We start from the raw sequence: 22619 nt of genomic DNA, 5'->3' as shown, positions 1-22619 counted from the left end.
GCGGCATGACGACACTCGGCGCACTCGTGATCCTGTATCACCCGACCGCCGCGCAGCTCGCGGCGCTCGCCACGTGGCGGCACGCGTGCGACGCGCTGCTCGTCGTCGACAACACGCCGCAGCCCGATGCGCGCGCCCGCGAGCTGTGCGCGCGCGACGGCATCGCGCTGCTGCATCACGGCAATCGCGGCGGCATCGCGGGCGCGTACAACGCGGGGCTCGCGACGCTGTTTCGCGACGGCGTCGACGCGGTCGCGCTGTTCGACCAGGACTCGTCGGTGCCGGCCGGTTACTTCGCGACGATGCGCGACGCGTGCTCGGGCCTCGCGGGCCGCGCGTTCCTCGCAGGCCCGCGCATCTTCGACGAGAACGCACGCAGCTTCCTGCCCGAGCTGGCGACCAACGGAATCGCGTTGCGACGGCTGCGCGTCGATCCCGATGCTCGATTGCAGCGCTGTGCGTTCCTGATCTCGTCGGGCTGCGTCGTGTCGCGCGCCGCGTTCGACGTGCTCGGCCGCTTCGACGAGACGCTGTTCATCGATCACGTCGACACCGAGTACAGCTTCCGCGCGCTCGCGCGCAACGTGCCGCTCTACGTCGTGCCGTCGCTGGTGCTGCCGCACCGGATCGGCGCGAAGCAGCGTCACGCGTTCGGCCCTTTCGAAATGACGTCGATGAATCACTCGTGGCAACGGCGCTACTACAGCGCGCGCAATGCGGTGCAGCTCGGGATGCAGTACGGGCTGCGCTTTCCGGTGGCGATCGTGCCGAACCTGCTGACCGTGTGGCAGGTCGTGCAGATCGCGCTCGTCGAGCGCGACAAGCGCGACAAGCTCGCCGGCATCCTGTTCGGCATCGCGGACGGCCTGTTCGGCCGGCTCGGTCCGCTCGAGCGCACACGGCCGCGTCTGGCCGCACGGGCGCAGCGCGTCCAGCAGGGATGAGGGAAGCGATGCGGCTTGTGAAAGACAATGCGGCAACGCTGGCGCGCCGGGTGAAGAGCGGTGCATTGATCGGTGCGGCGGCCGTGGCGATGGCATTGGGCGGCTGCGTGCCGACGGGCTTCCTGCCGTCGCTGTCGTTGCGCGCACCGGCCGACGATGCGCTCGTGCAAACGACCGGCCCTGGCGCGAACGGTGCGTGGCCCGCACCCGACTGGGTCAGGCAACTGCGGGATCCGCAGCTCGACGCGCTGGTCGCCGAGGCATCGCAGAACAATCCCGACCTGCAGGTCGCGCAGGCACGGCTGCGGATCGCGCAGGCTCAGCTTCAGCAGTTCGATTCGTTGACGGGGCTCACGGGCACGGCCGGCGCAACGGTCAGCCGCGCGCGGATGCCGAAACCGGGCGACGACGTCGCGAACGTGTCGGTCGGCGGCTATCGCGTGCCGGTGGAGATATTCGGGGATCCGAACGTATCGCCGTCGTCGGTGTTCGTCGGGCTCAACTACCAGCTCGATCTGTGGGGCAAGAACCGCGCGGCCACGAAGAGCCTGATGTCGCTGCGGGAAGCCGCGCGGATCGAGGCGGAGCAGGTGCGGCTCGCGCTGGCGGTCGCGATCGTGACCGTGTACTGCCAGCTCGACCAGGCATACGCGACGCAGGATTTGCTGCAGCAGAAGCTGAAGGTCAGCCAGCGCGTGACGACCGTGCTGCGCGAGCGTACCGCGCGCGGGCTCGACAACGCGTACGACGCGAGCGATGCATCGATCAAGCGCAGCAAGCTGCTCGCGCAGATCGCGCTGAACGACGAGCAGATCAAGCTCGCGCAACTGCAGCTCGGCGTGCTGTCGGGCCGCGGCCCGGAACGCGGGCTCGCGCTGCAGCGGCCGCGCGTCGGCGCGCTGACCGGCGCCGCGCTGCCCGCGCGGCTGCCGGCTGATCTGCTGGGCCGTCGGCCCGACATCGTCGCTGCGCGGCTGCGTGTCGAAGCCGCGTTCGCGAATGCCGATTCGACACGCGCGCAGTTCTATCCGGACGTGAATCTCGTCGCGCTCGGCGGCGTGTTCGCGCTCACGCCCGCGTCGCTGTTCTCGCGCGATGCGCTCGGCGGTTCCGTCGGCCCGGCGATCTCGCTGCCCGTGTTCGATCGCGGCCGGCTGAAAGCGAAGCTCGGCGCGGACGTCGCGCAGGCCGACGTCGCGATCGGTCTGTACAACAAGACCGTCGACGACGCGCTCGGCCAGGTCGCGCAGATCGTCACGTCGCTGCGTACGTCGCAGACGCTCGTCGCGCAGCAGCAGGACGCGGTCGCGGCCGCGCAAAAGATCGTCGAGATTGCGGCCGACCGTCATCGGCGCGGCGTGCTGATGCAGAAGGACGTCGATGTCGCGGATCTCACGCTGATCGACGAGCGCGTACAGATGATCGCGTTGCTCGGCCGGCAGCGAACGCTGCGTGTCGGATTGATCGGCGCGCTGGGCGGCGGGTTCGACGCGGGCACGACGCTCGCGCAGGCGCCGGCCGTGCATCGGGCGCGCAGCGGGGCGGCGAAGCGCGGCGCTTCGAGCGCCGCACCCGTTGCGCCTGCCGCGCCCGCCGCGGCAGCTGCGACCGCACCGACCGCACCGACCACCGCCGCGACCACGAGCCAGTCGATCGCGCAGCCGTCGGCCGATATGCGTGCGCAGGGCGCGACCATGCCGCAGGTCGTCGCCGCATCGAATGCAGGGGCCGCACGCCGCGACGACGCGGCACGCACGCCGGCCGCCGCCGCGCCGCCGCGCGGCGTTCCCGTTCCCGTTCGCACGGTGGCGAATCCCGCGCCGATTCCCGTGTTCCAGCATGACCGCCTGATCGTTACGCAAAGCGACTGATGCACCACGATAATCTTCATACCGCGGCGCAGCCGGCCGCACTGGGCGATCCCGCACTCGATGCGCGCCGGGCGACGCGCCGCAAGCGCTTCGCGCTGTTCTTCGCGGTCGTGCTGCTGGCCGCGCTCGTCTGGATCGCCTTCTGGCTGTTGCGCGACCGCTATTACGAGGACACCGACGACGCATACGTCGCGGGCAGCATCGTGCAGGTCGCCGCGCAGATTCCGGGCGCCGTGACCGACGTGCTGGTCGCCGATACGCAGGCCGTGCGCGCCGGGCAGACGCTGGTGCGTCTCGACGATACCGAGGCGTCCGTCGCGTTCGCGCAGGCAAAGGCGCAACTCGCGCAGGCCGTGCGGCAGGTCGCGAACGCGAAGATCTCGAACGCGATGTACGTGGAGGCCGTGAATGCGCGCCAGGCCGACCTGTCGCTCGCGCAGCGCGCGCTTGCCGCGCGCTCGGGCGCATCGGTCGAGATCGTCGCGCCGGAAGAGCTCGCGCGGGCCCGCGCGGCAGTCGCCGGCGCGCAGGCGAACCTCGCGGCCGCACAGGCGCAGCTCGATGCGGCGCGCGCGCTCGGCACCAGGCTGCCCATCGACGAAAACCCGGCCGTCGTGCAGGCGGCCGCGCAATTCAAGCTCGCTTACCGCAACCTGAAGCGCACGACGATCGTCGCGCCGGTCGACGGCACGATCGGCCAGCGTTCGGTGCAGGTCGGCCAGCAGGTCGGGCCCGGCGTGCCGTTGATGTCGATCGTGCAGCTGAACCGGCTGTGGATCGAGGCGAACTTCAAGGAGGGGCAGATCCGTCACATGCGCGTTGGCCAGCCGGTCGAGGTCGTGTCGGATCTCTACGGCTCGCGCGTGACCTATCGCGGCCGCGTGCAGGGCTTCTCGGCCGGCACGGGCAGCGCGTTTTCGATGCTGCCTTCGCAGAACGCGGCCGGCAACTGGATCAAGGTCGTGCAACGCGTGCCGGTGGTGATTGCGATCGATCCCCGCGATCTGGCCGCGCATCCGCTGCGGGTCGGGCTGTCGATGCGTGCGACGGTCGACACGCGCAACCGCGACGGCCATGTGCTCGACAGCGAGCCGCCGACGCCGGCCGTCAGCACGCGCATGCACGACGGCGTCGCGAGCGACGCGGAAGCGGCTGCCGCCGCGATCATTCGCGAGAACCAGGGCGCGTAACGCGCGCCCGACCGGCCGCAACGGCCGCCCGCGCCGACCGCGCCGATCGGCCGGGTCGCGCGCGTACGTGCGCCGCGCCTTCCACCATTGCGCGCTGCAGCCGCCTCCGCCGGCCCGACTTTCGCATTTGCGCCATCGATGTCGGCACCGTTCAAACGCGTGTCGCGTTTGAGACAACGGCGCCCCCACCTCCGGGACTACTCTCGAACAGCACGTTGCGTAGCGCCGCATCCGCCGGCGCGCGGCAGCGCGATCCAACGAGACATGGAGACAATACGATGAGCAGCAATCGAGGTGTCGTCTATCTTGGGCCGGGCAAGGTCGAAGTTCAGAAGATCGATTATCCGAAAATGGTCGATCCGACGGGCCGCGCGATCGGCCACGGTGTCATCCTGAAAGTGGTGAGCACGAACATCTGCGGCTCCGACCAGCACATGGTGCGCGGCCGCACGACCGCGCCGATCGGCCTCGTCCTCGGTCACGAGATCACGGGCGAAGTGGTCGAAGTGGGCCCGGACGTCGAAACGCTGAAGATCGGCGATCTCGTGTCGGTGCCGTTCAACGTCGCCTGCGGCCGCTGCGCGATGTGCAAGGACACGCATACGGGCGTGTGCCTGAACGTGAACCCGTCGCGTGCCGGCGGTGCCTACGGCTATGTCGACATGGGCGGCTGGATCGGCGGCCAGGCCGAGTACGTGCTCGTGCCGTACGCCGACTTCAACCTGCTGAAATTCCCGGACCGCGACCAGGCGATGGCGAAGATTCGCGACCTGACCTGCCTGTCCGACATTCTGCCGACCGGTTATCACGGCGCGGTGAGCGCGGGCGTGAAGCCGGGCTCGACGGTCTACATCGCGGGCGCGGGCCCGGTCGGCATGGCGGCGGCCGCGTCGGCGCGCCTGCTCGGCGCGGCGGTGACGATCGTCGGCGACATGAACGCGGAACGCCTCGCGCACGCACGTGCGATGGGCTTCGAGACGGTCGACCTGTCGAAGGACGCGTCGCTCGGCGAGCAGATCGCGCAGATCCTCGGCGTGCCGGAGATCGACTGCGCGGTCGACTGCGTCGGCTTCGAGGCGCACGGCCACGGGTCGTCGGGCCATGCCGAGGAGGCGCCCGCGACGGTGCTGAACTCGCTGATGGAAATCACGCGGCCGGCCGGCGCGATCGGCATTCCGGGCCTGTACGTGACGGACGATCCGGGCGCGAAGGACAAGGCCGCGCAGCACGGCAGCCTGAGCATCCGCTTCGGTCTCGGCTGGGCGAAGTCGCACTCGTTCTTCACGGGCCAGACGCCGGTGCTCAAGTACAACCGCAACCTGATGCAGGCCATCCTGTTCGACCGTCTGCCGATCGCGAAGATCGTCAACGTCGAAGTGATCTCGCTCGACCAAGCGCCGGAAGGCTACAAGAAGTTCGACGGCGGCGCGCCGCGCAAATTCGTGATCGATCCGCACGGCTTGCTGGCCGCCTGACGCACGAACGACCGGCATGACGCGGGCGGTACCGGAGACGGTGCCGCCCGTTTTTCGTTGTGCGCGTGGCTGCAGTCGCGACGTGCCGCGCTCAATGGCCGCGATAGACCATCGCCAATTGGGCTCCGCTCGCCATGGCTCGGTGCCGATGATGCGTATGCACGCTTACGCGGCGTATCGCGTGCCCGCGCCGCGTCGCGGCGGCACCGCCTTTCCAGTCTGCGACGCGAATGCCGCCGCCGCGCGCGTTGTTCGGTTCGTGAACCGGCGGTGCGTGCCGTGCGAGCGTCGTCGTCGAGCGTGCTGCCGCGTGTCGGGCCGTGCCGGCATTGCCGCGTTGAGCGGCCGTGGTCGGTCGATCGGTCGCGGTGTCGACATCGGCGTCCGCGAGCCGATCGGCGTCGACTGCCGCGCGCTCGGCCGGATGAAATGCCTGGACGGGCGCGGGCCCGACCGGCAGCGTCGTCGTGAGCGGGGCGGCCGAAGGCGGGCTGGCCTCGGCCGTCACCGTGCGCGGCGCGCCCGGTCCGCGACAGGCCGGATCTGCCCGGCACGTCCGGTCATACGTCACATAGCCGCCGACCAGCATCACGAGGGTCAGGATGCTGAGCAGCGGCGCGCTCGACGGGCGCGGCCGCTGGACCGCCGCGCTTCGCACCGCGGCCGCGACACGCGACGACCACGTCGGGACGGGTTGCGCGTCGTGCGGGGGCGCGGCCTGCGTGGCGGGCGCTTCGTCGCGCGCTTGACGCAGCGGCGCGAACGGCCAGCCGCCCAGTCCGCAGACGGGGCACTGCTCGCTGGCGCGGAACGCCATGAAGCCGCACTGCCGGCAGCGCTGGCTGACGGTGTCACGCGGCTCGGCACGCAGGTTCAGCGCGCCGCGCAGCGTGTCGCGCGGGCGGATTTTCCGGTTAGGGAGGACTTGCATGATCGTTGCTACCTCGTCTGCTGTTGCCGTCCCGCGAGCGTTCCGATGGTCTGCATCGCGTCCTCGACGGCAGGGGTCCACGGCCGGCCATAGTTCAACCGGACATAGCGGTGAAAGGCGCCCGTCATCGAAAAGATCGGCCCGGGCGCGAGGCTGACCCCATTCTCCATTGCGTCGCCGAACAACTGCATCGCATCCACGTGCGGCGGCAATTCGATCCACAGAAAATATCCGCCGCGCGGCGCATAGACCTCCGTGTCGGCCGGGAAGTACGCGCGGACTGCCGCGAGCATCTGCGCCTGGTGGGCGGCCAGATTGCGCCGCAGCCGGCGCAGGAAGCGGTCGTACGCACCGTCGCGCAGGTAACTGGACACGGCCATCTGCGCCGGCACGTCGGCCGCCGGCGCGCTCGCGTTCTTCACCTGCCTGATCTGCTTCACGTAACGTCCGGCCGCGACCCAGCCGACCCGGAAACCGGGGGCGAGACACTTCGAGAACGAACCGCAGTGGAGCACGAGCCCGTTGTCGTCATACAGCTTCGCGGGGCGCGTGGGCGTCGGGCCGAAATGGAGTTCGCCGAACACGTCGTCCTCGATCAACGGCACCTCGCGCGACGCGAGCAGTTCGATCAGCGCGCGCTTGCGCTCGTCGGGCAGCGTCGCGCCGGTCGGGTTGTGGAACGAGGTCATGAACCAGCACGCACGCACCGGATGCGTGTCGAGCGCTTCGGCGAGCGCGTCGAGATCGAGGCCGGTGCGCGGGTCGACCGGAATCTCGATGGCCTTCAGATGCAGCCGCTGCACCGCCTGCAGCACCGCAGGGAACGCCGGGCGTTCGATCGCGACGATGTCGCCCGGGCGCGTGAGCGCTTGCAGGCTCAGCGTCAGCGCTTCCGCCGCGCCCGTCGTGATGACGATTTCTTCCATCGGCAACGACGCGCCCGCGTTCAGGTAACGCAGCGCAATCTGGCGACGCAGCGCCTCGTTGCCGGGCGGCAGCCCCGCCAGCAGTTTCGCGCGATCCATGTTGCGGGCCGCCGTCGCCGCATATCGCCACAGGCTGCTCATCGGAAACAGCGAATAACTGGCGAACGCGGAACCCAGCGGCACGATGTCGTCGCGCTTGAGCGAGTCGATCAGCCGGAACAGTGCATCGTGGTCGTCGGTCTGCGACACAGCGGGTTTGCGCGGTGTGTCGTGACCGGCGCGCACGCGCTTGTCGTCGACGTTCGCGACGAAATAGCCCGAGCGCGCGCGCGCGACGATCAGGCCCTCGCTTTCGAGCGTGTAGTACGCGCGAAACACGGTGGAAGGACTTACACGGTAGGCGCGGCACGCCGAGCGCACGGTCGGGATGCGCGCGCCTGCCGGCAGGTCGCCGCGCCGGATCGAATCGGCAATGGTCTGTGCGAGCACCGCATATCGCTTCATGCCTGGCCTCCGGCCGATCACGGCCGTCGCTGAAAAAAGAGTAGCACGGCGTCCGCCGCGTTCAATCCCGCCCCCAATCGATTCGTTCGCAACGCGCTGATACGCACGTTTTCGAGCGACTCTGAGCCTTTTCGTCAGACCAGCAAACCGGCATTCTTCGCAAGCTTTGTTCCCGCCGCGTGATCGATACGGTGTTCACGCTCCCCCACGGCGGATCCGTGACGCTCGCGCACCGTGTGCGGGACCGGATCTGCTGCGTCCTTACCTTACCCGGAATCAACCAGCGTGAAATCGAAGTTCCTCGGCGCGGGCCTCGTGGTCGGCCTCGCGTTCAACCTGCTGCACGGCGGCGCCGCCGAAGCAGCCTGCATCAACAATCCGCCGACTCAATCCAACGCGTCGTTTCCAGCCGCACTGACCGGCAAGCTCGTCTATCACAGCTACGTCAAGTACGGCGACGGCACGAGCCAGCTGTTCCTGTATGACTTTTCGGCCCGCACGCTCACGCAGTTGAGCAAGAGCAGCTGGGGCATCACCGATCCGATGAACGGCGTGTTCAGCCCCGACGGCAAGTGGCTTGCGTTCATGGGCATCAGCAATGGCGCGTGGAACGTGTTCATGCTGCAGCTCGGCGCCGGCACGCCGCCGGTCAACCTGACGAACAGCACGGGTGCGACGCGCAACGAGGATCCGAAATTCAGCGCCGACGGCAAAACGCTCGTATTCAAGCAGAACGGCGACGTGAAGCAGGGCACGCTGTCGTACACGAGCGCGGGCCCGGTGTTCACGTCGGTCGTGAGCCTGACCAACGCACCGTCCGGCGCCGAATACTCGATGCCGTTCCTCGCGCCGGACGCGAGTGCCGTCTATTACGCGACGGGCAGCGGCTCGAACATGGGCTTGATGAAGCGCACGATTGCGACCGGTGCGACGGCGGTGTTCGATCATCCGGCGGGGCTGCAGACGTACTACCCGATCGTGCGCGGCGACGGCATGGTGTTCTACGCGCGCTGGAAGGACACGGGCGGTGCCGACCAGATCTATGCGAAGACCGCAGACCCGGCATCGACGCCGAACGCGCTGCCGATCAGCGACTGCATGAGCAACAACTCGGACCCGGCGCCGGTGAGCGGCACGAACTACGTGTTCTTCTCGTCGACGACGGCGGGCGGCTACCAGCTGTACGTGGGCGACGTGACGACCGGCCAGCGCTGGAGCCTGTCGCAATTCGGCGTGAACGCCGACACCACCAAGGCGAAGCTCGGCTCGAGCTACTACGGCGGCCCGGCCGCCGCGCAGCCGACGCTGCTGTCGCAGGGGCGTCCGGCTACCGCGTCGGCGAGCTACAACGCGTCGTTGACGGCGGACAAGGCGTTCGACGGCAACACGACGAGCACGCGCTGGGATTCGCCGGAAGGTGCGGGCGTCGATCCGCAATGGATTTCGGTCGATCTCGGCGCGGTGAAGAAGATCAGCAGCGTCGATCTCTACTGGGACGCCGGCGCGCTCGTCTATCAGATCCAGACGTCCAACGACAACGCGAACTGGACGACGGTCTATTCGACGAACAACGGCGTGTCGTACGGTCACGTCACGCTGCCGAACCTGAACGCGCAGGGCCGCTACGTGCGGATGCTGGGCACGAAGCGGGCGACGCAGTGGGGTTACTCGCTCGACGAGATGCAGGTGTGGGGATCGTAAGCACCAACGAAAAGGTGGCCTTCAAGGCCGCCTTTTTTATCGCGCCACCCCCGCGTCACGCATGAATCAAATGCGCCGGAAACGCCGGCGCGCTCGCCGCCGCGCCCTGCGCGAGCGGTGCGACCTGCTTGCGGCGCTCGCGTGTCGGCGCGACGCCGAACGCATCGCGATAGCTCTTGCTGAAGTGGCAGGCCGACTGGAAGCCGCACGCCATCGTGATATGCATGATCGACATGTCGGTCTGCAGCAGCAACTCGCGCGCGCGGCGCAGCCGCAGCGTCAGGTAATAGTGGGTGGGCGTCATCCCGAGATGCTCGCGGAACAGGCGCTGCAACTGGCGCTGCGACATGTTCGCCAGTCGTGCGAGCTCCTCGCGCGACAACGGCTCCTCGATGTTGTTCTCCATCAGCGAGATCACTTCGAACAGCGACTTGTTCGCCGAGCCGAGCCGCGCGACGAGCGGCATCCGCTGTTGCGCGCTCGTGTCGCGCACGTGTTCGACGATGAACTGCTCGGCGATCTGCGTGACGCGCGCGGTGCCCACGCGCGCGGCGATCAGGTTCAGCATCATGTCGAGCGGCGCAACGCCGCCCGTGCACGTGATGCGGTCGCGGTCGATCACGAACAGTTCCTTCAGGAAGCGCGTGTCGGGAAACTCTTCCTTCAGCGCCGACATGTTTTCCCAGTGGATCGCGCATGCGTAGCCGGCGAGCAGCCCCGACTTCGCGAGCGCATAGGTGCCCGTGCACAGGCTGCCGAGCGGTAGCCCCATGCGCGCGAAGCGGCGCAGCGTCGACAGATGGGCGGGCGTGGTTGCGCGTTGTACGTCGACACCGCCGCACACGAACACGATATCCGGCTGCCCCACGCATTCGGCCGGGCCCGTGTCGACCGTGAGGCCGTTGCTCGCCGTGACCGGGCCGCCGTCCGGGCTGATGATCGACCAGCGATAGAGCGGCTGACCGCTCAGGTAGTTCGCCATCCGAAGCACCTCGATCGCATTGGTGAACGCGATCATCGTGAAGTTCGGTAAGGGCATGAACGCGAAGTGGGACAGCGACGCTGTGCGGTCGGGCGACATGGGGAGCGTTCCTTGAATCTCTAATAGCTTTTCGCCCGAGAGGCACGGATCGGGCTGCCGTATTGTGTGAGCGAGCGCAACAAGCGTGCCATACGGCTAAACCCTAGCTCCATACGTTGTATGGGCGTGGGCGGGATGTTGCGCTGCACCGTAAGCGGGATTCGCGCACTTCGGGCGCGCAGCGCAAGCACCGGTGAAGTGCCAGTCCATCGATGAACGGCGCACGCCGGTTTGCATGGCCATCCGAAAAAGCACGATCGATCACTTGTACAAAACGGACGCGCATGGCGGAAAAGGCAAAGAACGCGTCTAAATTCATCAATCCGCCGAAAATCCGAACGACAAGAATAGAGCCGTCGGCAGCCTTGCACTGGATGCGGTGGAAACCCAGGTACGGCGGGCCTCGCGCTTCGGTTTCACGCCCTCTATTCTTCGTCACGGACGCACTATGTCGAACACCCAGCCTTTCTTCTCGCAGCCCCTTGCCGAGCGCGACGCGCCGGTGCGCAGCGCCATCCTGAAGGAGCTCGAGCGCCAGCAGTCGCAAGTCGAGCTGATCGCGTCGGAAAACATCGTGTCGCGCGCGGTGCTGGAGGCACAGGGCTCGGTGCTCACCAACAAGTATGCGGAAGGCTATCCGGGCAAGCGCTACTACGGCGGCTGCGAGTTCGCGGACGAAGTGGAAGCGCTGGCGATCGAACGTGTGAAGCAGATCTTCAACGCCGGCTACGCGAACGTGCAGCCGCACTCGGGCGCGCAGGCGAACGGGTCGGTGATGCTCGCGCTGGCGAAGCCGGGCGACACCGTGCTCGGGATGTCGCTGGACGCCGGCGGCCATCTGACGCACGGCGCGAAGCCGGCGCTGTCGGGCAAGTGGTTCAACGCCGTGCAATACGGCGTGAACCGCGACACGATGCGGATCGACTACGACCAGGTCGAAGCGCTCGCGCACGAGCACAAGCCCAGCCTGATCATCGCAGGCTTCTCGGCGTACCCGCGCGCGCTGGACTTCGCGCGCTTCCGCGCGATCGCCGACAGCGTCGGCGCGAAGCTGATGGTCGACATGGCGCACATCGCGGGCGTGATCGCCGCCGGCCGCCATGCGAACCCGGTCGACCACGCGCACGTCGTCACGTCGACCACGCACAAGACGCTGCGCGGCCCGCGCGGCGGCTTCGTGCTGACGAACGACGAAGAGATCGCGAAGAAGATCAACTCGGCCGTGTTCCCCGGCCTGCAAGGCGGCCCGCTGATGCACGTGATCGCCGGCAAGGCCGTCGCGTTCGGCGAAGTGCTGCACGCGGACTTCAAGACCTACATCGACAATGTGCTCGCGAACGCGCAGGCGCTCGGCGATGTGCTGAAGGCGGGCGGCGTGGATCTCGTCACCGGCGGCACCGACAACCATCTGCTGCTGGTCGACCTGCGCCCGAAGGGCCTGAAGGGCGCGCCGGTCGAGCAGGCGCTGGAGCGCGCGGGCATCACCTGCAACAAGAACGGCATTCCGTTCGACACCGAGAAGCCGACCGTCACGTCGGGCATCCGCCTCGGCACGCCGGCCGGGACGACGCGCGGCTTCGGCGTCCCCGAGTTCCGCGAGATCGGCCGCCTGATTCTCGAAGTGTTCGACGCGCTGCGCGCGAACCCGGAAGGCGACCACGCGACCGAACAGCGCGTGCGCCGCGAGATTTTCGCGCTCTGCGAGCGCTTCCCGATTTACTGATCGACGACCCCACAAAAGCAGAGACTGGAGCGAGAGGCAGATATGAGCACGCTGCATCAGGACAGCATCATCATCGACGGACTGAACATCTCGAAGTTCGAGAAGCCGGTGTTCGAGGACATGCGCCGTGGCGGCATCACGGCCGCGAACTGCACGGTGTCGGTGTGGGAGAACTTCACCAAGACCGTCGACAACATCGGCGTGATGAAGAAGAAGATCCGCGACAACAGCGAGCTGCTGACGCTGGTGCGCACGACGGACGACATCTTCCGCGCGAAGAAGGAAGGCAAGACGGGGATCATCCTCGGCTTCCAGAACGCGCACGCGTTCGAGGACAACCTCGGCTACATCGAGGCGTTCGCCGACATGGGCGTGCGCGTCGTGCAGCTTTGCTACAACACGCAGAACCTGGTCGGCACGGGCTGCTACGAGCGTGACGGCGGCCTGTCGGACTTCGGCCGCGAAGTGATCACCGAGATGAACCGCGTCGGCATCATGGTCGATCTGTCGCATGTGGGCGGCAATACGTCGTCGGAGGCGATTGCGTTCTCGAAGAAGCCGGTGTGCTACTCGCACTGCCTGCCGTCGGGCCTGAAGGAACATCCGCGCAACAAGAGCGATGCACAGCTGAAGGAAATCGCCGACGCCGGCGGCTTCGTCGGCGTGACGATGTTCGCGCCGTTCCTGAAGCGCGGCATCGAGGCGAACATCGACGACTACATCGAGGCAATCGACTACGTCGTGAACCTGATCGGCGAAGACGCAGTCGGCATCGGCACGGACTTCACGCAGGATTTCGCGAAGGAATTCTTCGACATGCTGACGCACGACAAGGGCCGCTATCGCCAACTGACGAACTTCGGCAAGGTGATCAACCCGGACGGCATCCGCACGATCGGCGAATTCCCGAACCTGACCGCGGCGATGGAACGCCACGGCTGGAAGGAGTCGCGCATCCGCAAGATCATGGGCGAGAACTGGGTGCGCGTGTTCAAGGACGTGTGGGGCGCGTAAGCGCCGCCGAGCCCGAACCGCGACCCGCGATTCAATACAACAACGATCGGGACGTGCCCGCGCTTGCCGCGCGGGCACGCGGACGATGTCGCGCCTGCGCCCGAACCGCGCGGCCAATTTTCCTCACGGAGTCACCACGATGCAACCGCAACTGCCGATCAACGTCGATCCCGATACCGGCGTCTGGACTACCGACGCGCTGCCGATGCTGTACGTGCCGCGCCATTTCTTCACGAACAACCACGTCGCCGTCGAGGAAGCGCTCGGCGTCGAGGCATACGCCGAGATCCTCTACAAGGCCGGCTACAAGTCCGCTTACCACTGGTGCGACAAGGAAGCGAAGCTGCACGGGCTGACCGGCATGGCCGTGTTCGAGCACTACCTGAAGCGTCTGTCGCAACGCGGCTGGGGCCTGTTCTCCATCATCGAAGCCGATCCGGCCAGCGCGCGCGCGAAGATCGAGCTGCGCCACTCGTCGTTCGTGCTCCAGCAGCCGGGCAAGGAAGGCAAGCTCTGCTACATGTTCGCGGGCTGGTTCGCCGGCGCGATGGACTGGGTCAACGACACGACGCCGGAAGGCAAGGGCGCGCCGCGCGCGCATTCGAAGGAAGTGCAGTGTGCGGCCGAGCATCACGACCACTGCGTCTTCGAAGTGTCGCCGATCGCGCACTGATGCACTGACGTCAACACACAGCAATACGACAACACCCGCAACACGAGACATTCGAACGCCAGAGGTCGCCTGCGATGCGTTATCCCCACCTGTTCAAACCCATGCAGCTGAACCAGCTGACGCTGCGCAACCGGATCGTCAGCACCGCGCACGCGGAGGTGTATGCCGAGCCGGGCGGCCTGCCGGGCGACCGCTACATCCGCTATTACGAAGAGAAGGCGAAGGGTGGCGTCGGCCTCGCGATCTGCGGCGGCTCGAGCCCGGTGTCGATCGACAGCCCGCAGGGCTGGTGGAAGTCGGTGAACCTGTCGAACGACAAGATCATCGACCCGCTCACGCGCCTGGCCGACACGATGCACAAGCACGGCGCGAAGATCATGATCCAGGCGACGCACATGGGCCGCCGCTCGTCGTTCCACGGCGAGCACTGGCCGCATCTGATGTCGCCGTCGGGCGTGCGCGAGCCGGTGCACCGCGGTAACGCGAAGATCATCGAGATCGAGGAAATCCGCCGCATCATCGGCGACTTCGCGGCGGCCGCGAAGCGCGTGAAGGCGGCCGGCATGGACGGCATCGAAATCTCGGCCGCGCACCAGCACCTGATCGACCAGTTCTGGAGCAAGCGTTCGAACCATCGCACCGACGAATGGGGCGGCAGCCTCGAGAACCGCCTGCGCTTCGGCATCGAGGTGCTGACGGCCGTGCGCGAAGCAGTCGGCAAGGACTTCTGCGTCGGCCTGCGGATGTGCGGCGACGAATTCCACGAGGACGGCCTCGATCACGAGGCGCTGAAGGAGATCGCGCAGGCGATGTCGGAGACGGGCCTGATCGACTACCTGAGCGTGGTCGGCTCGGGCGGCGACACGCACAACACGATCGCCAACTGCATGCCGCCGATGGCGCTGCCGCCGGAGCCGTTCGTGCACCTCGCGGCCGGCATCAAGTCGGTCGTGAAGATCCCGGTGATGCACGCGCAGAGCATCCGCGATGCGGGCCAGGCCGAGCGCCTGCTCGCGAACGGCATGATCGACCTGGTCGGCATGACGCGCGCGCAGATCGCCGATCCGCACATGGTGATCAAGATCCGCGACGGCCGTGAAGACGAAATCAAGCAGTGCGTCGGCGCGAACTACTGCATCGACCGCCAGTACAACGGCCTCGACGTGCTGTGCATCCAGAACGCCGCGACGTCGCGCGAAGCGACGATGCCGCACATCATCGAGAAGTCGCGCGGCCCGAAGCGCAAGGTGGTGGTGGTCGGCGCGGGCCCCGCGGGGCTGGAGGCCGCACGCGTCGCGAAGCTGCGCGGCCACGACGTGGTGCTGTTCGAGAAGAACCCCGAAGTGGGCGGCCAGGTCATGATCGCCGCGAAAGCGCCGCAGCGCGAGCAGATGTCGGGGATCATCCGCTGGTTCGACATGGAAACGAAGCGCCTGGGCGTCGACCGGCGCCTGGGCGTTGCCGCCGACGAGAAGATGATCATGGCCGAGAAGCCGGACATCGTCGTGCTCGCCACGGGCGGTTCGAGCTTCACGTGGCAGGTGCCGGCGTGGGGCGTCGCCGAAGGGCTCGCGGTCAGCTCGTGGGACATCCTGACCGGCAAGGTCGAGCCGAAGCAGAACGTGCTGCTGTTCGACGGCGTGAGCACGCATGCGGGCGCCGGCGTGGCCGACTTCATGGCGAGCCGGGGCTCGAAGGTCGAGGTGGTGACGCCCGACGTGAAGGTGGCCGACGATTGCGGCGGCACGACGTTCCCGATCTTCTATCGGCGCCTGTATGCGCTCGGCGTGATCCAGACGCCGAACACCATGCTCGATCGCGTGTACGAAGAAGACGGCAAGAAGATCGCGGTGCTGCGCAACGAGTACACCGAGGAACTGGAGGAACGCGCGGTCGACCAGGTGGTGATCGAGAACGGTTCGTCGCCGAATGACGAACTGTACTGGAAGCTCAAGCCGGAGTCGGTGAACCGCGGCCAGATCGATCCGCACACGCTGTTCGCGGCCGAGCCGCAGCCGTGCCTGTCGGAAGAGCTGGGCAACGGCCGCTTCCTGCTGTTCCGTGTCGGCGACTGCATCTCGATGCACAACGTCCACGGTGCGATCTACGACTCGCTGCGTCTCGTCAAGGATTTCTAAAGATGAATCCGGCTTTCCTCATTACCGCACTGCTGTGGCTGTCGGTGGCGGGGCTCGCGTTCGCGGTCGCGAAGCGCTCGTCCTACTGGCGTCTCGGGCGCGCGACGGCGCCCGGCTCGTTCGGCGTCGCGAACCTGTTCGCGATTCCGAAGCGCTACTTCGTCGACCTGCACCACGTGGTCGCCCGCGATCCGTACATCGCGAAGACCCACGTCGCGACCGCCGGCGGCGCGATCGCCGCGCTCGCGCTGGTGTTCGTCAACTACGGGCTGGCGATCTACTCGCCGTGGCTCGACAAGCTGATCTTCCTCGCGGCGCTCGCGATGCTCGTCGGCGTCGTGTTCGTCTGGCGTCGCCGCGCGGCGAAGGACGTGCCCGCCCGCCTGTCGCGCGGCCCGTGGAATGCGCTGCCGTGGCTGCTCGGCTCGTTCGCGCTCGGCCTCGTGCTGTTCATGGTCGTGCCGGCCGGCGCGATGTCGGGCGCGTTCGCGGTGCTCTGCGCGCTGCTGATCGGCGCCGGCGCTTTCACGATGACCATCGGCGCCGCGAAGGGCGGCCCGATGAAGCATGCGATCGCCGGCCTGCTGCACCTCGCATTCCACCCGCGCCAGGAACGTTTCGCGGCCACCCGCGAATCGTTCACGGGCAACGGCACGGCCACGCCGCCGACCGCGCTGAAGCTGCCGGACATCGAGCACGACGAGTATGGTGTCGCGAAGCCGGTCGAGTTCCGCTGGAACCAGCTGCTGAGCTTCGACGCGTGCGTGCAGTGCGGCAAGTGCGAAGCCGCGTGCCCCGCGTTCGCATCGGGCCAGCCGCTGAACCCGAAGAAACTGATCCAGGATCTCGTCGTCGGGATGGCGGGCGGCACCGATGCCGCATACGCCGGCAGCCCGACGCCGGGTATCGCGGTCGGCCAGCATCGCGGCGAGCCGAACGGCCCGATCGTGTCCGGCCTGATCGAGGAAGAAACGCTCTGGTCGTGCACGACCTGCCGTGCCTGCGTGCAGGAGTGCCCGATGCTGATCGAGCACGTCGACGCGATCGTCGACATGCGCCGCAACCGCACGCTGGTGCACGGCACGGTGCCGGGCAAGGGCCAGGAAGTGCTCGCGAACCTGCGCGAGACCGGCACGATGGGCGGCTACGACACGGCTGCACGTTACGACTGGTCGGTCGACCTGAACGCACCCGTCGCGCAACCCGGCAAGCCGGTCGATGTGCTGTTCGTCGCGGGTGAAGGCGCGTTCGACATGCGTTATCAGCGCACGCTGCGCGCATTCGTGAAAGTGCTGAACAAGGCGGGCGTCGACTACGCGGTGCTCGGCGGGACCGAGACCGACACCGGCGACGTCGCGCGCCGCCTCGGCGACGAAGCGACGTTCCGGCAGATGGCGAAGCGCCTGATCGGCACGCTCGGCTCGCTGTCGTACAAGCAGATCGTGACGGCCGATCCGCACGTGATGCACAGCCTGCGCAACGAATACCGCGCGCTCGGGCTGCGCGTGACGGTCAAGCATCACACGACCTATCTCGCGGAGCTGGCCGACAGCGGCAAGATCGCGCCGAAGGCCGTCGATGCGCTGCGCGAGAAGCGCACCACGTATCACGACCCGTGCTACCTCGGCCGCTACAACGGCGAGACGGAGTCGCCGCGCAAGCTGCTGAAGAGCATCGGCATCCAGGTCGTCGAGATGGAGCGCAACGGCATGCGCGGCCGCTGCTGCGGCGGTGGCGGCGGTGCGCCGCTGACCGACATCCCGGGCAAGCAGCGTATTCCCGACATCCGCATCGCCGACGCGCGCGCCATCGGCGCGGAGGTGGTCGCGGTCGGATGCCCGAACTGCACGGCGATGCTCGAAGGTGTCGTGGGCCCGCGCCCCGACGTGCTCGACGTGGCCGAACTCGTTGCCGCCTCGCTGGAGTGAATCGATGAACACGATCAAACGAATCGATCCGCGCCGGCCGTTCATCATCACGGCCGCCGGCCTGAAGCGCATCACGCTCGGCGAGGAAGGCAGCGCCGACGCGAGCGCCGCGCAATGGTCCGCGCACGGCCATGGCGCCGTGGCCGCGAAGCCGCGCCGCGCGGTGCAGGACCCGAAGCACGTGATGCTGGTGGTGGCGCACACCGAACGCGGCGCGCTCGACGACCATGCGCGGCAGGCGATCGCCGCGGCCGCGGTGCTCGCCGACGCGCAGACGGAAGTCGCGCTGCTGGCGTTCGGCGAACTGAAGGATGACGCCGCGGCGCTCGGCGTGGACAAGCTGATCGAGCTGGCCGATTTCGACCGTCGCGCCTTTGCGCCCGAAAGCGAATTGCAAGCATTGCAGGCATGCGCCGCGGCGCTCGCGCCGAAGCACGTGTTCGTGCCCGACAACGCGACCGGCGACGGCGACCTCGGCCGGCGTTACGCGGCGGCGGCCGGCGCAAGCGTCGCGACCCACGTGGTCGAGATCGACGCGAAGCACGTCGGCGCGTATGCGCAGGCCGGCCGTGCGTTCGCGACGCGCGGATTGCCCGACGTGATCCTGCTCGCGCAGAACGCGGTCGAAGCGAAGCTGCCGTTCGTCGGCGCCGGCGAGCGTCTGGGCGCCGACTTCATCCGCCCGGCCGGCGACGCGTCGCAGCCATATCGCGATCTCGGTCTCGAGGAAATCGACGCGGCACAGGTCGCGCTGGAGGAAGCCGACTTCATCGTGTCGGCCGGCAACGGCGTGTCGGACATCGCCGCGTTCGAGCGGCTTGCCGGTGCGTTCGGCGCGGCGATCGGCGCGAGCCGTGTCGCCGTCGACAACGGTCACTTCACGCGCGACAAGCAGGTCGGCGCGACCGGCAAGACGGTCGAGGCGAGCGTGTATATCGCGTTCGGCATCTCGGGCGCGGTGCAGCACTTGCAGGGGATCAAGGACTGCCGTCACGTGATCGCGGTCAACCTCGACGGCAGCGCGCCGATCGCGAAGCGCGCGAACCTGACGGTGGTCGGCGATGCGCAGGCGACGATCGCCGCACTGATCGAACAGGTGCAGGCCGCCCGCGCGTCGCGCGGACAATCGCCGACCGCCGTCGGCGCCCGTGAATCCGAAGGAGTCGCAGCATGAACGCCCCCCGCCAGTTGCAACGCATCGCGGTGCTCGTCTCCGTGGGCCGGCACCCGGTCAGCGGCACCGCGCGCTACAGCCGCAACGATGCGGCCGCGCTCGAGGTGGGCCGCCAGCTCGCGGAGCGGCATCGCGCGCAGCTCGACGTGCTCCATGCAGGCGATCCCGCCAATGAAGCGCTTGCTGAATACCTTGCGCTCGGCGCGCGGCAGGTCGAGGTGCTGGCCTGCCATGACGGCGACGATGCCGCGCACGCGCTCGCCGCGCGCGTCGAAGGCTACGACCTGGTGCTGACCGGCACCCGCGCCGAAGGCGCGTACGACACCGGGATGCTGCCGTATCGCGTCGCCGCGAATCTCGGCTATCCGCTCGTCGGCTCGGCTGTCGACGTGTCGGTCGACGGCGGCCGCGCGGCGGTCCGGCAATTCTTGCCGAAAGGGTTGCGGCGGCGCGTCGACGCGGCGTTGCCTGCCGTCGTCGCCGTGCATCCGCTCGCCAACGTGGCGCCGCGCTACGCGTATGCGCGGCTGCGGGCCGGCACGATCCGCCCGGCGCTGACGTCGACCGGCCCGGATGCCGATGCCGCCGCATGGAAGGTCGGTCCGATCGAGCGTAAACCCGTAAAGCTGGTCGCGGCCGAGAAGCGCTCCGGGCATGCCCGGATGCTGTCGGCGACGACGACCGAAAGCCGTGGCGGCAACGTCGTAAATGAAGGGAGTTCAGTCGAAAAAGCACAAGTGATCCTCGCGTATTTGCGCGAGCATCAGCTCATCGACTACTGATTTTGATGCCTGTCGGCAACCACACTGGAACGCAAGGAATCCGGAGCAAACGATGAAAGTATCGGCAGACATTCGCGCACTGATCGAACGACGCAAGGAAGGTTACAGCCTCGAGGCGCCGTTCTACACGAGCGAGGAAATCTTCGCCCTCGACATGGAGGCGATTTTCCGCCAGCACTGGATCCAGGTCGCGGTCGAACCGGACATTCCCGAGCCGGGCGACTACGTGACCGTGGAACTCGGCAGCGACTCGGTCCTGATCGTGCGCGACGACGACATGGAAATCCGCGCGTTCCACAACGTGTGCCGCCACCGCGGCGCGCGCCTGTGCAACGAGGACAAGGGATCGGTCGGCAACATCGTGTGTCCGTACCACAGCTGGACCTACAACCTGACGGGCCAGCTGATGTTCGCCGAGCACATGGGCGAGCAGTTCGACCGCTGCAAGCACAGCCTGAAGTCGGTGCACGTGCAGAATCTGGCGGGGCTGATCTTCGTTTGCCTCGCCGAGGAGCCGCCGGCCGATTTCGCGCAGCTGCGCGCCCAGATGGAGCCGTATCTGCTGCCGCACGATCTGCCGAACACGAAGATCGCCGCGCAGATCGACATCATCGAGGAAGGCAACTGGAAGCTCACGATGGAGAACAACCGCGAGTGCTATCACTGCGTCGCGAACCATCCGGAGCTGACGATCTCGCTGTACGAATACGGCTTCGGCTACCAGCGCTCCGACGCGAACGCCGAAGGCATGGACGCGTTCGCTGAAACCTGCGTGCGCCGTGGCAAGGAATGGGCCGAAATGGGCCTGCCGTCCGCCGAAATCGAAAAGTTGCTCGACGTGACCGGCTTCCGCACGCAGCGCCTGCCGCTGGACCGCAGCGGCGAATCGCAGACGCTCGACGCGAAGGTCGCATCGAAGAAGCTGCTCGGCAAGTTCGACCAGGCCGATCTCGGCGGCTTGTCGTTCTGGACGCAGCCGAACTCGTGGCACCACTTCATGAGCGATCACATCGTGACGTTCTCGGTGATTCCGCTGTCGGCCGGCAAGACGCTCGTGCGCACCAAATGGCTCGTGCACAAGGATGCGAAGGAAGGCATCGACTACGACGTGAAGAACCTGACGGCCGTGTGGAACGCGACCAACGACCAGGATCGCGCACTCGTCGAATTCTCGCAGCGCGGCGCGACCAGCAGCGCGTACGAGCCGGGCCCGTATTCGCCGTACACGGAAGGTCTCGTCGAAAAATTCTCGGCCTGGTACATCGGCCGGCTCGCCGAAAAAACCGGCGCGTAGTAGTCAGCGGAACAGCAAGCGGAGTCACACATGATGCGAGATGCGGCCAATTTCGAGCCGGCGGACAGCCGGGTTACGCACCCGGCGTTCTGGAGCGCGCTCCCCGAGCGCTGGACGAGCGACGTCGAGGAAACGCTGGTGTGCTGCCACGTGCGGCAGGAAACCCACGACGTGAAGAGCTTCTTCTTCCGTTCGCCGCAGGGCCGCACGTTCTCGTTCGAGCCCGGGCAGTTCATCACGCTCGAGCTCGACATCGACGGCGAGACGATCAACCGGTGCTACACGATCTCGTCGTCGCCGGCGCGGCCGCACACGATCTCGATCACGGTCAAGCGCGTGCCGGGCGGCAAGGTGTCGAACTGGCTGCACGACAACCTGCAGCCGGGCGCATCCATCCGCGTGCTCGGCCCGGCCGGGGAATTCACGTGCGCGCGGCATCCGGCACGCAAGTACCTGTTCCTGTCGGCCGGCTCGGGCGTCACGCCGCTGATGTCGATGAGCCGCGCACATCATGATCTCGCCGAGGATCGCGACATCGTGTTCGTGCACAGCGCACGCACGCCGGACGACATCATCTTCGCGCGCGAACTCGATCTGATCGCCTCGAACCATACGAACTTCCGCACGTCGTTCGTCGTCGAGCGCGTCGGTGCGCGCACCAACTGGCCGGGCGTCACGGGCTTCCTGACGCTGCCGCTGCTGAAGCTGATCGCGCCGGACTTCATGGAGCGCGAAATCTTCACGTGCGGCCCCGCGCCGTACATGAAAGCCGTGCGCGACCTGCTCGACGAAGCCGGCTTCGATCGCAAGCAGTATCACGAGGAAAGCTTCTCGTTCGAAACGCTCGCGCAGACCGCAAGCGACGACGTGCTCGCCGAACTCGTGCCTGCCGCCGACGGCGACGATGTCGCGACGAAGCAATTCACGGTGAGCTTCGCGAAGAGCAACCGCGAGATTTCGTGCGGCTCGGCGCAGCACGTGCTCGATGCGGCGCGCCAGTCGGGCGTGCGGCTGCCGGCGTCGTGCACGCAGGGCATGTGCGGCACCTGCAAGGTGAAGCTCGTGTCGGGCCAGGTCGAGATGAAGCACAACGGCGGGATCCGCCAGCGGGAGATCGATCAGGGGATGGTGCTGCTGTGCTGCAGCAAGCCGCTGTCGGACCTCGTGATCGACAAGTAGTCAAGACGAGCCATCGCCGGTCCGGGTGCGACGCATCGCGTCGCCTTCGGACAAGCATCCGTCGGAAAACAACGATACCGCGGAATTGTGG

The 22619-nt window shown here is 67.4% G+C and carries 17 protein-coding genes; 14 read left to right on the top strand and 3 right to left on the bottom strand.

The window, feature by feature from the left end; genetic code table 11:
- The first annotated feature begins 5 nt into the window (after positions 1-5).
- From WS51_RS08750 to fdhA, 4 genes are all read left to right on the top strand, one after another.
- A complete protein-coding gene (locus WS51_RS08750; protein WP_069228955.1) occupies positions 6-944 on the top strand; it encodes a glycosyltransferase family 2 protein in 939 nt (312 codons plus the stop codon).
- Positions 945-952: 8 nt separating this feature from the next.
- The gene (locus tag WS51_RS08745) at positions 953-2815 is read left to right on the top strand and encodes an efflux transporter outer membrane subunit (RefSeq protein WP_069228954.1); all 1863 of its coding nucleotides are present in this window, start codon (positions 953-955) and stop codon (positions 2813-2815) included.
- On the top strand, positions 2815-4005 hold the full coding sequence (locus tag WS51_RS08740; protein ID WP_069228953.1) for an HlyD/EmrA/EmrK family protein: 1191 nt from the start codon (positions 2815-2817) through the stop codon (positions 4003-4005). The genes WS51_RS08745 and WS51_RS08740 overlap by 1 nt, the downstream gene beginning before the upstream one ends.
- Before the next feature lie 278 nt (positions 4006-4283).
- On the top strand, positions 4284-5480 hold the full coding sequence (gene fdhA, locus WS51_RS08735) for a formaldehyde dehydrogenase, glutathione-independent (protein WP_059451765.1): 1197 nt from the start codon (positions 4284-4286) through the stop codon (positions 5478-5480).
- A gap of 91 nt (positions 5481-5571) precedes the next feature.
- On the opposite strand, the gene WS51_RS08730 is transcribed toward fdhA, so the two are convergent.
- Both WS51_RS08730 and WS51_RS08725 read right to left on the bottom strand, forming a co-directional pair.
- Positions 5572-6411 carry an ATP-dependent serine protease gene (locus WS51_RS08730; RefSeq protein ID WP_069228952.1) on the bottom strand — a complete coding sequence of 280 codons (840 nt, stop codon included), beginning with the start codon at positions 6409-6411 and terminating at the stop codon, positions 5572-5574.
- An 8-nt stretch (positions 6412-6419) separates the two neighbouring features.
- Complete coding sequence (locus WS51_RS08725) at positions 6420-7841, bottom strand: aminotransferase-like domain-containing protein (RefSeq protein WP_069228951.1); 1422 nt, start codon at positions 7839-7841, stop codon at positions 6420-6422.
- A 285-nt stretch (positions 7842-8126) separates the two neighbouring features.
- Between WS51_RS08725 and WS51_RS08720 the strand changes: the two genes are divergently transcribed.
- Positions 8127-9542, top strand: coding sequence for a discoidin domain-containing protein (locus tag WS51_RS08720; protein WP_059805485.1), 1416 nt, complete (start codon positions 8127-8129; stop codon positions 9540-9542).
- 55 nt (positions 9543-9597) lie between these two features.
- Here WS51_RS08720 and WS51_RS08715 read toward each other — a convergent pair whose 3' ends face one another.
- Positions 9598-10623, bottom strand: a complete 1026-nt coding sequence (locus tag WS51_RS08715; RefSeq protein ID WP_059451761.1) for a GlxA family transcriptional regulator — start codon at positions 10621-10623, stop codon at positions 9598-9600.
- 448 nt (positions 10624-11071) lie between these two features.
- On the opposite strand from WS51_RS08715, the gene WS51_RS08710 reads away from it, so the two are divergent.
- The 9 genes from WS51_RS08710 to WS51_RS08670 all read left to right on the top strand — a co-directional run bounded on the left by WS51_RS08710 (position 11072) and on the right by WS51_RS08670 (position 22528).
- Positions 11072-12346 (top strand): serine hydroxymethyltransferase, encoded by a 1275-nt coding sequence (locus WS51_RS08710; RefSeq protein ID WP_069228950.1) that lies wholly within the window; start codon positions 11072-11074, stop codon positions 12344-12346.
- A gap of 42 nt (positions 12347-12388) precedes the next feature.
- Positions 12389-13360, top strand: a complete 972-nt coding sequence (locus WS51_RS08705) for a dipeptidase (protein ID WP_059451759.1) — start codon at positions 12389-12391, stop codon at positions 13358-13360.
- Between the two features lie 139 nt (positions 13361-13499).
- Positions 13500-14033, top strand: coding sequence for a DUF5943 domain-containing protein (locus WS51_RS08700; RefSeq protein ID WP_059451758.1), 534 nt, complete (start codon positions 13500-13502; stop codon positions 14031-14033).
- A gap of 74 nt (positions 14034-14107) precedes the next feature.
- Positions 14108-16171: an NADH:flavin oxidoreductase gene (locus WS51_RS08695; RefSeq protein WP_059544341.1), complete on the top strand. Its 2064-nt coding sequence runs from the start codon at positions 14108-14110 to the stop codon at positions 16169-16171.
- Positions 16172-16173: 2 nt separating this feature from the next.
- Positions 16174-18099 carry a (Fe-S)-binding protein gene (locus tag WS51_RS08690; RefSeq protein ID WP_069228949.1) on the top strand — a complete coding sequence of 642 codons (1926 nt, stop codon included), beginning with the start codon at positions 16174-16176 and terminating at the stop codon, positions 18097-18099.
- Between the two features lie 4 nt (positions 18100-18103).
- Entirely contained in the window at positions 18104-19273 is a 1170-nt protein-coding gene (locus WS51_RS08685) for an electron transfer flavoprotein subunit alpha/FixB family protein (RefSeq protein WP_059504207.1), read from the top strand.
- A complete protein-coding gene (locus WS51_RS08680) occupies positions 19270-20055 on the top strand; it encodes an electron transfer flavoprotein subunit beta/FixA family protein (protein ID WP_059544335.1) in 786 nt (261 codons plus the stop codon). The genes WS51_RS08685 and WS51_RS08680 overlap by 4 nt, the downstream gene beginning before the upstream one ends.
- Before the next feature lie 52 nt (positions 20056-20107).
- Positions 20108-21349 carry an aromatic ring-hydroxylating oxygenase subunit alpha gene (locus tag WS51_RS08675; protein WP_059504203.1) on the top strand — a complete coding sequence of 414 codons (1242 nt, stop codon included), beginning with the start codon at positions 20108-20110 and terminating at the stop codon, positions 21347-21349.
- A 30-nt stretch (positions 21350-21379) separates the two neighbouring features.
- The gene (locus WS51_RS08670; protein ID WP_059544332.1) at positions 21380-22528 is read left to right on the top strand and encodes an FAD-binding oxidoreductase; all 1149 of its coding nucleotides are present in this window, start codon (positions 21380-21382) and stop codon (positions 22526-22528) included.
- Positions 22529-22619: the final 91 nt, after the last annotated feature.

Origin of the sequence: Burkholderia territorii (assembly GCF_001718335.1) — a bacterium.
In the GTDB taxonomy this organism is placed as follows: domain Bacteria; phylum Pseudomonadota; class Gammaproteobacteria; order Burkholderiales; family Burkholderiaceae; genus Burkholderia; species Burkholderia territorii.
Note: the sequence above shows the minus strand (reverse complement) of the source record. Positions and strands in the feature narration are given on the sequence as shown.

Excerpts from the sequence above, each read along its gene's own strand:
- WS51_RS08675 (WP_059504203.1), top strand. The coding sequence starts at position 20,108 with ATGAAAGTATCGGCAGACATTCGCGCACTGATCGAACGACGCAAGGAA.
- fdhA (WP_059451765.1), top strand. The coding sequence starts at position 4,284 with ATGAGCAGCAATCGAGGTGTCGTCTATCTTGGGCCGGGCAAGGTCGAA.
- WS51_RS08695 (WP_059544341.1), top strand. The coding sequence starts at position 14,108 with ATGCGTTATCCCCACCTGTTCAAACCCATGCAGCTGAACCAGCTGACG.
- WS51_RS08710 (WP_069228950.1), top strand. The coding sequence starts at position 11,072 with ATGTCGAACACCCAGCCTTTCTTCTCGCAGCCCCTTGCCGAGCGCGAC.
- WS51_RS08730 (WP_069228952.1), bottom strand. The coding sequence starts at position 6,411 with ATGCAAGTCCTCCCTAACCGGAAAATCCGCCCGCGCGACACGCTGCGC.
- WS51_RS08670 (WP_059544332.1), top strand. The coding sequence starts at position 21,380 with ATGATGCGAGATGCGGCCAATTTCGAGCCGGCGGACAGCCGGGTTACG.
- WS51_RS08705 (WP_059451759.1), top strand. The coding sequence starts at position 12,389 with ATGAGCACGCTGCATCAGGACAGCATCATCATCGACGGACTGAACATC.
- WS51_RS08690 (WP_069228949.1), top strand. The coding sequence starts at position 16,174 with ATGAATCCGGCTTTCCTCATTACCGCACTGCTGTGGCTGTCGGTGGCG.
- WS51_RS08680 (WP_059544335.1), top strand. The coding sequence starts at position 19,270 with ATGAACGCCCCCCGCCAGTTGCAACGCATCGCGGTGCTCGTCTCCGTG.
- WS51_RS08740 (WP_069228953.1), top strand. The coding sequence starts at position 2,815 with ATGCACCACGATAATCTTCATACCGCGGCGCAGCCGGCCGCACTGGGC.
- WS51_RS08685 (WP_059504207.1), top strand. The coding sequence starts at position 18,104 with ATGAACACGATCAAACGAATCGATCCGCGCCGGCCGTTCATCATCACG.
- WS51_RS08745 (WP_069228954.1), top strand. The coding sequence starts at position 953 with ATGCGGCTTGTGAAAGACAATGCGGCAACGCTGGCGCGCCGGGTGAAG.
- WS51_RS08750 (WP_069228955.1), top strand. The coding sequence starts at position 6 with ATGACGACACTCGGCGCACTCGTGATCCTGTATCACCCGACCGCCGCG.
- WS51_RS08715 (WP_059451761.1), bottom strand. The coding sequence starts at position 10,623 with ATGTCGCCCGACCGCACAGCGTCGCTGTCCCACTTCGCGTTCATGCCC.
- WS51_RS08725 (WP_069228951.1), bottom strand. The coding sequence starts at position 7,841 with ATGAAGCGATATGCGGTGCTCGCACAGACCATTGCCGATTCGATCCGG.
- WS51_RS08700 (WP_059451758.1), top strand. The coding sequence starts at position 13,500 with ATGCAACCGCAACTGCCGATCAACGTCGATCCCGATACCGGCGTCTGG.